The organism is Bradyrhizobium sp. LTSP885, assembly GCF_000938305.1.
GTDB lineage: Bacteria > Pseudomonadota > Alphaproteobacteria > Rhizobiales > Xanthobacteraceae > Bradyrhizobium.
This window is the reverse complement of record NZ_JYMT01000042.1, coordinates 292,887-303,854: the sequence shown is the minus strand read 5'-3', so window position 1 is coordinate 303,854 and position 10,968 is coordinate 292,887. Positions and strand designations below refer to the sequence as shown.

Sequence of the window (10,968 nt, the reverse complement as noted above, 5' to 3'; positions counted from 1 at the left end):
AGCCTTTGTCGCGCAGCCCGCACGATCGGTTCGGAGCAAGCCGCGCTGGAAGTGGATTATTTACCTTGGATACGGACCGCCGTCGTCATCGGCGCTGAAGGCGGCCAAGTGCGAGACAAGTGTGAGATGTGTCATAGTTCTCGAGGCGAGCACGGCCGTAACATGCGCATCAGATTCACCCGCCAGCGGAGGTTCGCCATGCTTGCGGAAAAGTTCTTTCTGATCCTGGAAACAATTAGAAGCCACGCCCATGACGGCAGCGTAAGGGTCGTCAGCACCTCGCCGCATGTCCCGATCAAGCTGCCGCCAGCGCAAGGCAACGATCGCCTCCGTTAGGGCGCGCCTTCGTTCGAGCCGCTAGCAACATTGGCTACGGTCACCGCAATGCCGCGGTCCGGCGACCGTTGCGCTGGGCTTTCGGCCCAGCGCAACCTCGGCGCACCGCCTGGCGAACGCCAGGCTGTTTGCGGCGGGACAGTTTCAGCTCGGCGGCCCCATCGTAATGGTCCGAACCCTGTTGCGGGCTTCGCCTGCCACGTTACCGTCGAGGCTCGTGCCCACCACTTCGATGAAGGTCCTTGCGCCCTGCGACAGGCAGGTGACGATAACGGCAGCGCCGACCCCGTTCAGGGCGCCGGCGCCGCCGATGTGGGGACCGGACGTAAAGGTGACACCGAAGCCGGTCTCGGTGATCGCGAACTTCGCATCCTTCAGACACTCGGCTTCCGATTTCGCCCTTGTATCCGATCCGACCTGGATCGATGGCGCCTGCTGCGCCAGCGCCGGGGTGACCGATGCTGTCAGGGCGAAGCACAGCAGGGGTAATGCTGCACGCATAATATGGTGGGTCATTCTCGTCTCCATTGATGGGGTTTTGAACCGCAGCCTGCCGGCAGTCTCGCGTCACTTCAGCCAGCGCAGGCCATCACACGCTGGACATGTTTAGTAATATCACGCACGCCCAGCGCGAGCTGTGGGCTCGTTCACAAACGCCGATGGGCTGCGAAAATGCCGCACCCGGCGAGCGCCCCCGGGCCCCCGTCATCCCCAATCACGAAAAATCGGCCGGGACAGGCTTGGCGCGACAGCGGATTTTTCATATTGGGGGTGGTAGAAGACGGCAACGGTCCCATAGCTCAACTGGATAGAGTAACGGATTTCTACTCCGTGGGTTGCAGGTTCGAATCCTGCTGGGATCGCCAACGTTTTCAATGCGATGTTGCTATTGAGCGCCGAATTTCGGTGTACCGCTAGGTTACGAAGAAAACCCTTTAATTTCAGCCTTTCCCGAATAGTCCCAGTTAGTCCGTGGCACACGGACGGTACATGGCGCTTTCGGGATTTGTTCTCGAAGTAGCACCGACATTCAGTGCGGTGCGTTGCCCCGAATTTCCACGTGCCACGAATGGGATGCCTCGCTAGAATCGGAGGCTACCAGATGTTCGCCGGACCCAACACGATAGCGATCAAACTTGGCGACCACCTGCAAGGCAAAGCTGAAGGCCCGTTCGGCATGCCGCGACTGCTGCACGGGCGCAGGTTACCGCTTAACACAAGGCCAGTTTGAAGGTTAGGATGCCTATGGCATGCCTATTAGGCCGGCCGATATTTTTCATTCATTTGGAGGTGACAATGCGAAACGTTGCGATCCTCGCTCTTGCCGCGGCATTGCTTTCGCCGCTTCTGACTTCAGCTCCGGCTCATGCGCAGGCAACACGAACGTGGGTATCCGGTGTCGGTGACGACGCCAATCCATGCAGCCGCACGGCCCCTTGTAAGACCTTCGCGGGTGCGATCTCGAAAACCGCAGCGCTGGGTGAAATCAACTGTCTCGATCCGGGCGGCTACGGAGTCGTGACGATTACGAAGTCTATTGGCATCGACTGCACCGGAACTTACGGCTCCATACTTGCAGCCGGCACCGTCGGAGTCACGATCAACGTGGATTCCGCGCCGTCGATGATCGTGCGGCTTCGAGGTCTCAGCATCAGTGGAATTCTCACCGGCACAAAGGGCATCTCGATCATCGGTACCACCAACAACAATAACGCAATCAGTATCGAGGACTGCGTGATCGATGGTTTCACTCAGAATGGTATTCTTAACGCCGCAAACAACGGCGCTTTCCTCGTCAAAAACACGGTTATCCGAAACAATTTTGGCACAGCGCTTGCTGTTGCAGCTGCGTCGGGCGCCTCGACAGTCAAGGCGACGTTAGACAACGTCAGCACGTTCGACTCCAACTTCGGTTTCGCGATTGGAAACGGCGCTCAGGCCATCATCAAGAACTCGATCGCGTCGCAGCATGTCACGGCGGGCGTCGAGACGGATACCGGCGCGACCGTGATGATCACTTCCAGCATCATCCTGGGCAACGCGACCGGCATAATTGCGAATGGCACCGTCCGCGTTCGCGACAGCGACCTCTCTTACAATGCTGTCGGCCTGAGTGGCACCATTCAGTCGCATGTCGACAGCAGTCTCTTGAATAACGGTGGCGGAGGTACGATCAGTCCCGTGGGTGCGATTAGCAGCCCGCAGGGATTACAGTAGGCCTTCAATTTAAAAGGGCGCGGGAGAAGCCCCGCGCCCTTGTCGTCGTCGCCTACTTCCCGCCTCCGCTTTTTTGGGCGGATCCTGCGGTGTCGGCTGCCACGCCTCTGGTTCTGGCTCGTGCGTTCGCGACGGATGGAAGCAAGGCCTGAGTTACGGTGGAGTTACGGTGACAGTGCTGGACTGCACCCCGTAAGTGAGACACGCTAATTTCTGTGACAGGTTATCCCTGAGGATGACCGATGACAGACAAAATGGCGATCCGGACGTTTCCGACGGCGTACAGAAGGCGATCAAGCGTGCTGAAGGCGGCGAAGGCGTTCTGCCTGTGGCCCGCAAGCTTGGGATATCGCGCAAGCTTCTGCATGACTGGATCAAGGCGTGGAAGGCCCACGGACCTGAGGGATTGAATCGCAAGCGCGGCCCCAAACCCGGGCCTCGCAAGTTACGCCCATTAGCCGAACCGGCGGCGACGGGCAGCCGCGGCGAACTGGCCAGGGCGCGGGCGAAGATTGCCGAACTTGAACGCAAGATCGGACAACAGGCGCTCGATATCGATTTTTTTCACAAAGCCTTGCGCGCCTTGGACGCAGCGGATCGGCAAGGCTCAATCGCGCCCGTCTCACGGAAGTCATCGAAGTCATGACTGCATCTGACGCCGGCAAAGTCGACGTTCAGCATCTCTGCAAGCTCGCCGGCGTGTCCCGGGCGAGTTATTATCGCCGCTTCGAGGCCCGTGTTCCGCGCGAAGCCGATGTAGAACTGACGAGCCATATCCAGTTACTCAGCCTGCGGCACGCCTGTGCCTCACTCCGGATCGAGAGCGGCTATAATCCGAAGCAGATCCAGCGCCTAATGGGGCACAGCTCGATCAAGGTGACGTTCGATATCTATGGGCACCTGTTTGCAGATGCCGAAGGGGATCAACGGGCGGCGGAATCAGTACAGGCGCGCTTACTGGGGTGATGTCGGTAGGCGGGGAAGGCCTTCGTCGCGGTGGTTCTTTAGAAACTCCACTACATTTTCGAACGTTCGTGACGTCTGTAGAAGACTTTCCATCCTTGCCCGAGCTTCCGCGTTTCCCTCGATGAGCGGAAAAACGCTAACCAGGTAATTCTCGAGTAGATCTGCGGATCGCCCGAAGAACACCTTGTCCCGAAAGACCGCGCAGGCAACCTCGAGGCTGTTTGCGAGATCGCCGAAAGCGTACCTTCGTTTAGTGTCGTCTGAAGCCGAAAGGAACTCCCTCCAGCATTGTCTAAATGCTTCGCTCGGAGCGATTAGTGAAGCACCGGATCCTGCCTTGCGCGCGAGAGATAATTGACGTGCGGCATACCAAACTGCGCCAACGCCGAAGGGCATAGCTAGGATCGTCGCAACACCGGCGTAGAAGGTGACGAGGTCGATCGTTTCTTTGTCGGGAACTAGATGATTCACTTTTCCGCTTCGGGGCGAGGTGTCGGCGCTTCCGAGGGTGGCTCAATCGGCGGAGCTGGCGGAGCCGGCGGCGCGACTGGAGCCTGCGGGCTCAAGGCCTCAGAAATATGTCCTGTGGTCATAGTTCGCGCGTACAAAATATCTTCCAGGGGTTTAATCTCTTTTTCGTCGTTCACCATGATTCCTCCGTCGTTCTCCAACACGGGTAACCCCTCGATATTATCCCGGCTACCTCGCCCCGCGCAACGCCACCGCAACACCGGAATTCTAACCTATTGAAAAGACACGCTTCTCGGAAGATTTCTACTCCGTGGGTTGCAGGTTCGAATCCTGCTGGGATCGCCAGTGATTGACGTCTGAGGGCAAGCGTCTCACCACAAGGGTCATCGGGTCATGTTCACGCCGAGGCTGCTCGCAACCATTGTCCTGCCGTGTGCGGTTCTGACCAGCGTCGCGCACGCGCAACCGGCCAATGCGATTCCGCCGAAGCAGCTCTCGACCGAGGCTACGTCGATCTACAAACAGATTCAGCGCTGCTGGAAGCCGCGAGACGCCGCGCGGGATCAAAAGGTCGCCCTGATGGTCCATTTCAAGCCTGACGGGTCGCTCGATGGCACTCCGGTGCCCGAAGAGAAGAACGGGACCGACGCCTACCAGATGGCCGTCGCGGATGCGATCAGCGCCGTGACGCAGTGTCAGCCGATCAAGCTTCCCGATAGTGGCTATGAGCGCTGGAAGCTGTTCGTGTTTGTCTTCGCACCCGTCCCGAATCGCTGACAACGGCGGCGTGGGCGCCGGAATTACGGTGACGGCGCTGGACCCATAATTTTGTGCTCGACTGTCGTTCCTTAGCTCGTTCCCGAAGTGCTCGTTCCCGCTGGAAAATTCCACATTGCAGGAGCGGTTGCCGAAAAACTCGCTCTTCCCGAGCAACCGGCTGATTAGTATTAAACTGAAGAGGAAAACTGAGGAGGTTATCCGTGCCCTTCAAACGTGCCGCCATGCTTTTTTTGGCGCTGTCAATCACTTGGTTTGGCTCAAGCGTTCGGGCCCAAGACGATTCTGACTACGGAATGGAAGGCTGGCACAAGAGTTCCGATCCGAAAGGTGTCCAGTACAAAGTGTTTCACGATAAGGTCGTGTCGCTTTCTAACTTGTCGAAGGGATGTGACCCAGGCCATCCCTTTTCGTTTGAAGGAAAGATAGCGAAGATCGCGTTTGACAAGCGCGGCATGTCGCCGACTGGCTTCTCCGTTGAATTCGACGATGGTCAGAGATTGTTCATAAACGTTGAACATCTGTCGCTCGACGGTCCGGGGATGGACATGGTTACGTTGGGTTGGACCATGCAAGGTCTCCAGACCCTTATTCGACCTAATTGGCACATCAAAGGATCTGCTTTGTCGTGCGGAGCAGCGGGACGAATTTCGCTCCTCGATAAAATTTTGTCTTCGACATCGATCGACCAGACAGTTGCGCCATCCGCCAGTTCGACCGCCTCGTCTGCCAAACGAGAGAAAAACGATCGATCGTCAACCGATCGTCGCATTGCACTTGTCATTGGTAACTCAACGTATGCAAGCGTTCCGCAGCTACCTAACCCAGAGCGGGATGCGCGGTTGGTCGCTGAGACTCTAAAGCAAACTGGCTTCAACGCGGTTACATTGCTGACTAACCTTTCGAAGGGGGCGATGGAGACCGCCTTACAAAAATTTGCTCTGGAAGCGAATCAGGCCGATTGGGCAATCATTTACTACGCGGGTCACGGTATGGAGATTGGGGGTGTAAATTTTCTCGTGCCGACCGATGCTAAGATCGCTGCTGATCGAGATACTGCCTTTGAAGCTGTGTCGTTGGAACAAGTTCTCAACGCTGCTGAACGCGCAAAGAAGCTTCGGCTCGTGATACTCGATGCGTGCCGCGACAATCCATTTAAGGTTCGGATGAAGCGAACGCTAGCGGTTGCGTCTCGATCAGTTTCAAGCGGGCTTGCAGCGATCGAACCGGACGCCGGGACCCTTGTTGTCTACGCCGCAAAAGATGGGCAGCAGGCATTTGATGGGGAAGGCGTCGACAGCCCGTTCACATTAGCTTTCGTTAGGGAAGTTCAAATCCCCGATGTTGAGGTGCGTCGTTTGTTTGACTTAGTTCGCGACGACGTTTTGGAACTTACCAATCGGCGGCAGCAACCTTTCAGTTACGGCTCAATTTCTGGCCGGCAAGACTTCTATTTCGTCGGCTCCAAATAGCGCTTTAGCGGACGAAGGCGACGAGCATGGCCGGGTGGGCCACAACTTAAACAATGGCCCGCAATCGCTTGGAAACGCCAGGCTGACCCACAAGCCAATATACCCCTGATTTAAGTTACGAAGTTACGCTGACAGTGCACTCAATCGACGCACGGCTGGCGCCTTGCAAGCGGCAACTAAGTGCGCTCTCACCGCAGCGTCCGCGAGGATGGGGCGGGAAGCGTCTGCGCGATTTCGGTATAGTGAAAGTGTGCCTCTGAGTTGCCCGACATGTCAAGTCGCCTGTCGAATGCAGGCGCGGGCCTGCTACTTTGCATGGGGTTGTTTTCGATATTTTGGCGGCGCGCACCTTCGAGGGCGAGTTCTAGAACATCAAACGTCGTCGGAAATCGAAGCCATCCCGTTCAGACACAATTGCGCGAAAGCGTGAAACCCCATGCGCTCCTGCCAGGCGATGCCTCACGACCCCGGAGTCCATTTCCAGACGATATCCGAAACATTGATCGGCTTCGGAATGAGCCCGATCCGGGCGAAGCGGTCAGCAACGGCCTGCTGACTCCTGATGATGTCAGCATCGACGGGCACCACCTTATAGTTGGACCGGTCGACGAAACGTCTGATCGCCTCGATGTCCACGCCGGTGGCATCGGCCTGGGCACGAGCCACCTCCTCGCGGTGGCCGGCGGCCCAGGTCCCTTCAGCGGCGAAGATGGTGTTGAGCTTTGCAACAGCGGATGGGTACTTATCAACGAAGTCGGATCCGGCGATGTAGAACGCGTTCGGCTTGTGCACGTCCTTGTCGAAGGCGATGACGCGCACCTTGTCCTTGAGCTCCGCCAGCGCAAGGTAAGGATCCCAGATCGACCACGCGTCGACGACACCACTGGAGAAAGCAACGGTTGCGTCGGCCGGCGCCAGCGGCGCTGGCGTGATGTCGCTCCAGGAAAGCCCCGCTTTCTCGAGCGCCGCGACAAGCAGATTGTGGGCGCTGGATCCCCTGCCGAATGCAATTCGCTTGCCCTTGAGGTCGGCCAGCGTCTTGATCGGAGAGTTCCCCGGCACAATGATCGCCTGGTTGTTGCCGTCCGACGTCACCGCCGCAACATAACGGATTTTGGCGGCACCGGCCTGTGCGAAGATCGGCGGCGCATCGCCGACGAAGCCGAAATCGACACTGCCGACATTGATTGCTTCGAGCAGCGGCGGTCCGAACTGGAAGTCAATCCACCTGACCTCGATGCCGAGCGGCTTGAATGCGTCCTCCACGGTGTGGCGCTGGCGGACGGCGGGAAACAGGCCGCCCTTCTGCGTCCCGATCCGGATCTCGGTTGGCTTGTCTTCCGCAACTGCCGGCGAGATTGCAAGTGCTGAGAGCACCAGGGCGGCCGCAAGAATGCTACGTCTCGTGGTCATGTCTGTCCTTTCAGATATCGATTAGATGCCAGAGGTTGACGCCGGCTGAGTCCGGGCTTGCCGGCGCCGCTCGACCAGCGCCCTCGCCGCGCGTTCGGCGGCACGCGCGGAGCTGAAATAACCACCGTCAAGGCTGTCAAAGGCGCGTTCGGAGGAGAAGAAGCAGAAGCCACTGTTATCGCTGACAACGATACCCGCGGTTTGGTTTGATACTTCGATGACATAGGCTTGAGAAATGTGGGCTTGAGAAATGTGGGCTTGGGACATGCGTGCTCAATCGCCTGATATCGGCGCTCCTGTCGGATTGTTGTTGGCTTTGAATGTGTCGAAGCGATCAACAACAACAACAGACGCCGGTCGCCGCCGAGACGCAGCGATGGGGCATGCGGCTTCGCATGTCGCGCATCAAGCTTTCGTCTCTCGTTCTCATTGCGGTGACCTTGAGCAGCACAACCTGCTACTCGCGAATATCTAGTGGAACAGCACGATGGTCAATGAAATGGGTATCCAAAGTTGCGGGATCGGCGCGGTACCTCGTTCGCGGCAGGCGGAGAAATGAGCACACTTATGTGTGGCGCCTATTGCAGCGACGGTGATCTCCTCGCCAACACTGATTCCGGCGTGTGCAAACTAGTGCATCGGCAAACGGGAACCGGAGCAAAGCGAACCCCAGCAGGCTTTCACCGAGATGTCGCCGGAATGATTTTTCCGCTTCGCTCCAGACGACGGAATAACTCTTCTCGCAAAGGTCGTCCGCGCATGCGTTCGATTTCAAAATCAATCGCGCGCTCGACTTCCACGAGCGGCCAGAACAAAGGCGTGTTAGCTTTCGTGCGACGTGGAATGCGAAGGAGCTTCTGTCTTGCAGGCATCTTCCTGGCTTTACGTTCTTGGCCGCACAGCCCGACAGCTTAAAAGATGGCGTCGACGGCTTGTGCGCTCAGCGAACCCGGACGGAACAGATAACTTCCACGAGATCTTCCTGTTTGGACCGCACGGCTAGTTCCCCTCGCTTCCGTCCCGAGGGTCCAAAGCAGACGTCTTGACTGCCCCGACACATCAGCGGCTGGAGCCGTCGCTGGCGTAATTGATCGCATTGCTTTCTAGCAGTTGATTCCCTCGCGCCGTACATACTGTACGGCCGGCTGATCGGCAGAGGCAGCATGACGGGATACGGAAGGCGGCACATAATCATCGTCGGCGGCGGAGCCAGTGGCGTCCTGCTCGCCTACCAACTGCTGCATCAGCCAACCTCCAAGCTTCGTGTCACGCTGATCGAGCAGCGCCCCGATATCGGCCGCGGCATCGCCTATCACACCGGCAATCCCGACCATCTGCTCAACGTACGCGTTGCGAACATGAGTGCGCTGCCGGACCAGCCGGATCACTTCTGGCGCTGGCTGGTCTCGCGTGAGGTCGATGTGCCGCTGTGTCCCGATCCCTATTGTTTCGTGCCCCGGCGCATTTATGGCGACTATATCGCGAGCCTGCTCGAACAACGGACAACCGACGCGCAGGATCTGTCGATCGTGCATGGCACCTGCATCGAGATCAGCGAGGGACAGGCTGAGGTGGCGGTCATGCTGAGCGACGGTCGTCGCCTTGACGGTGACTTCGTGGTTCTCGCGACCGGACACGACACAAGAGCTCCCCATCGCGGCCATGCCGATCCCTGGGCGCCGCCGTCCGCCGCTCCGATCGACGCGGATGCAGCCGTGCTGATCCTCGGCACCGGGCTCACGATGATCGACTACGTGCTGTCGCTGCTGCGCGACGGACATCGGGGACCGATTGTCGCGATGTCGCGCCGCGGCCTTCTCGCCAAACCCCATCGCCGGGTCGATGCGGTGAAGATCGAGGAAGCCGAAATTCCCTTCGGCGCCAGCGTCGGTCGACTGCTGCGCTGGCTTCGCAATCACATTGATGCGCATGTCGCCCAGGGCGGTGACTGGCGCAGCGTCATCGACGGTCTTCGTCCCTATACACAGCGGTTGTGGCGTGAGCTACCGCCGCGGTCAAAACGCCGTTTCCTCGAGCACGCGCGTGCCTGGTGGGACGTCCATCGGCATCGGATGGCGCCGGAAGTCGAGGCCCGCATCATCGAAGCGCTCTCTGCCGGAAAGGTTACCATGATGGCGGCAAAGGCGACCAGGATCGAGCCGAACGAGGCTGGTGCCGAGATCACCTACCGCCGGCGCGGCGACATGCAGGTCCACAGTATGCAAGTGGGCGCCGTCGTCGATTGCACCGGTATCGTCAAGGATCCGCGCGCCACCGCCAACCCGGCGGTGCGCAGCCTGTTTGACCAAGGCCTGGCGCGCGTCGATCCGCTCTCGATCGGCATCGAGACCGATGGCAATTGCGCGATCGTCGACCGTGACGGCATTCCGTCGCGGCGCCTGTTCGCGGTCGGTCCGCTGACCCGCGCGGCGTTCTGGGAAATCATCGCAATCCCCGACATCCGCAACCAATGCAGCGGGCTCGCAACCCGGCTGGCCCGCTCAGCTGCTGAAGCCGGCCGGAATGAAGGCCGGCAGCTTCTGCTCGATGAACTGCTTGACCTCGGGTGAGTTGAAGACCTCGATGAAGGCCCTCAGGCGCGGATCGTCCTTCTTGTCCGGCCGTGCCGTGAAGCGCAGCACCAGACCATCATCAACCGTGCGATCGATCAGCAGCGCCGACTTCGGGTCGCCGCCGGCCGGGATCAGATAGGTGATGTTGACAAGCGCGAGGCTGACATCATCGAGCGAGCGATAGGTCTGGGCGGGATCTAGCTCGACGATCTTCAGATTCTTCGGGTTTTCGATGATATCGAACCGGCTGACGGAAAAGCCCTTCCCCGGCGCCAGCTTGATCAGTCCGGCGCGCTCGAGCAGGATCAGTCCGCGTGCGCCATTGAGCGGTTCATTCGGGATTGCAACGCTGTCGCCGGCCTTGATTTCGTCAAGCGACTTGATCTTCTTCGAGAACAGCCCGACCGGCGCGATCACGCCGACCTTGTCGACCTGAACCAGATTGAAGCCGCGCTGCTTGTTCTGGATCGCGAGATACGTGCCGTGCTGGAACAAATTGGCGTCGATGTCGCCGCTATTGACGACCTCGTTCAGCGCAACCCAATCCGACAGCTCGACGATCTTGACATCCTGTCCCTTCTCCTTGGCCAGCTTGGCTGCAAAAGCAGCCAGTTGGCCGACCGGACCGGCGCTGGTGGCAATCTTCAGAGGTTCATCAGCCAAGACGGCGCCGGTCAAAGCAAGCGACAGGCCAACGGCCTGCGCCAGGCGCAAGAGTTTCTTCATTATTCAGATCCGTTTCT

11 protein-coding genes and 2 tRNA genes are annotated in these 10,968 nt (G+C 58.8%); 9 read left to right on the top strand and 4 right to left on the bottom strand.

What is annotated here, in order from left to right; all coding sequences use genetic code 11:
* The first annotated feature begins 198 nt into the window (after window positions 1-198).
* Window positions 199-336 (top strand): hypothetical protein, encoded by a 138-nt coding sequence (locus tag UP09_RS38255; RefSeq protein ID WP_197082769.1) that lies wholly within the window; start codon window positions 199-201, stop codon window positions 334-336.
* Window positions 337-480: 144 nt separating this feature from the next.
* Here UP09_RS38255 and UP09_RS30470 read toward each other — a convergent pair whose 3' ends face one another.
* Complete coding sequence (locus UP09_RS30470; RefSeq protein WP_156164852.1) at window positions 481-852, bottom strand: hypothetical protein; 372 nt, start codon at window positions 850-852, stop codon at window positions 481-483.
* A 273-nt stretch (window positions 853-1,125) separates the two neighbouring features.
* On the opposite strand from UP09_RS30470, the gene UP09_RS30465 reads away from it, so the two are divergent.
* From UP09_RS30465 to UP09_RS36485, 7 genes are all read left to right on the top strand, one after another.
* Window positions 1,126-1,202, top strand: a tRNA-Arg gene (locus UP09_RS30465).
* A 430-nt stretch (window positions 1,203-1,632) separates the two neighbouring features.
* On the top strand, window positions 1,633-2,553 hold the full coding sequence (locus tag UP09_RS36490; RefSeq protein WP_156164851.1) for a hypothetical protein: 921 nt from the start codon (window positions 1,633-1,635) through the stop codon (window positions 2,551-2,553).
* 235 nt (window positions 2,554-2,788) lie between these two features.
* Window positions 2,789-3,199, top strand: coding sequence for a helix-turn-helix domain-containing protein (locus UP09_RS30455; protein WP_245302275.1), 411 nt, complete (start codon window positions 2,789-2,791; stop codon window positions 3,197-3,199).
* On the top strand, window positions 3,196-3,519 hold the full coding sequence (locus UP09_RS30450; protein WP_044542039.1) for a tyrosine-type recombinase/integrase: 324 nt from the start codon (window positions 3,196-3,198) through the stop codon (window positions 3,517-3,519). The genes UP09_RS30455 and UP09_RS30450 overlap by 4 nt, the downstream gene beginning before the upstream one ends.
* A gap of 733 nt (window positions 3,520-4,252) precedes the next feature.
* A tRNA-Arg gene (locus UP09_RS37860) sits at window positions 4,253-4,335 on the top strand.
* Between the two features lie 48 nt (window positions 4,336-4,383).
* Complete coding sequence (gene tolA, locus UP09_RS30440; protein WP_044542037.1) at window positions 4,384-4,767, top strand: cell envelope integrity protein TolA; 384 nt, start codon at window positions 4,384-4,386, stop codon at window positions 4,765-4,767.
* 203 nt (window positions 4,768-4,970) lie between these two features.
* On the top strand, window positions 4,971-6,239 hold the full coding sequence (locus UP09_RS36485; RefSeq protein WP_052833258.1) for a caspase family protein: 1,269 nt from the start codon (window positions 4,971-4,973) through the stop codon (window positions 6,237-6,239).
* 459 nt (window positions 6,240-6,698) lie between these two features.
* Here UP09_RS36485 and UP09_RS30430 read toward each other — a convergent pair whose 3' ends face one another.
* A complete protein-coding gene (locus tag UP09_RS30430) occupies window positions 6,699-7,652 on the bottom strand; it encodes an aliphatic sulfonate ABC transporter substrate-binding protein (RefSeq protein ID WP_044542035.1) in 954 nt (317 codons plus the stop codon).
* 21 nt (window positions 7,653-7,673) lie between these two features.
* A complete protein-coding gene (locus UP09_RS30425; RefSeq protein ID WP_156164909.1) occupies window positions 7,674-7,889 on the bottom strand; it encodes a hypothetical protein in 216 nt (71 codons plus the stop codon).
* 926 nt (window positions 7,890-8,815) lie between these two features.
* Here UP09_RS30425 and UP09_RS30420 point away from each other — a divergent pair.
* Entirely contained in the window at window positions 8,816-10,222 is a 1,407-nt protein-coding gene (locus UP09_RS30420) for an FAD/NAD(P)-binding protein (protein WP_082070347.1), read from the top strand.
* Here UP09_RS30420 and UP09_RS30415 read toward each other — a convergent pair.
* Window positions 10,154-10,951, bottom strand: coding sequence for a MetQ/NlpA family ABC transporter substrate-binding protein (locus tag UP09_RS30415; RefSeq protein ID WP_044542034.1), 798 nt, complete (start codon window positions 10,949-10,951; stop codon window positions 10,154-10,156). The two genes, UP09_RS30420 and UP09_RS30415, sit on opposite strands and share 69 nt — an antisense overlap.
* Window positions 10,952-10,968 lie beyond the last annotated feature (17 nt).

Coding starts and splice junctions, on each gene's coding strand:
- UP09_RS38255 (WP_197082769.1), top strand. CDS start 199: ATGCTTGCGGAAAAGTTCTTTCTGATCCTGGAAACAATTAGAAGCCAC.
- UP09_RS30470 (WP_156164852.1), bottom strand. CDS start 852: ATGACCCACCATATTATGCGTGCAGCATTACCCCTGCTGTGCTTCGCC.
- UP09_RS36490 (WP_156164851.1), top strand. CDS start 1,633: ATGCGAAACGTTGCGATCCTCGCTCTTGCCGCGGCATTGCTTTCGCCG.
- UP09_RS30455 (WP_245302275.1), top strand. CDS start 2,789: ATGACCGATGACAGACAAAATGGCGATCCGGACGTTTCCGACGGCGTA.
- UP09_RS30450 (WP_044542039.1), top strand. CDS start 3,196: ATGACTGCATCTGACGCCGGCAAAGTCGACGTTCAGCATCTCTGCAAG.
- tolA (WP_044542037.1), top strand. CDS start 4,384: ATGTTCACGCCGAGGCTGCTCGCAACCATTGTCCTGCCGTGTGCGGTT.
- UP09_RS30430 (WP_044542035.1), bottom strand. CDS start 7,652: ATGACCACGAGACGTAGCATTCTTGCGGCCGCCCTGGTGCTCTCAGCA.
- UP09_RS30420 (WP_082070347.1), top strand. CDS start 8,816: ATGACGGGATACGGAAGGCGGCACATAATCATCGTCGGCGGCGGAGCC.
- UP09_RS30415 (WP_044542034.1), bottom strand. CDS start 10,951: ATGAAGAAACTCTTGCGCCTGGCGCAGGCCGTTGGCCTGTCGCTTGCT.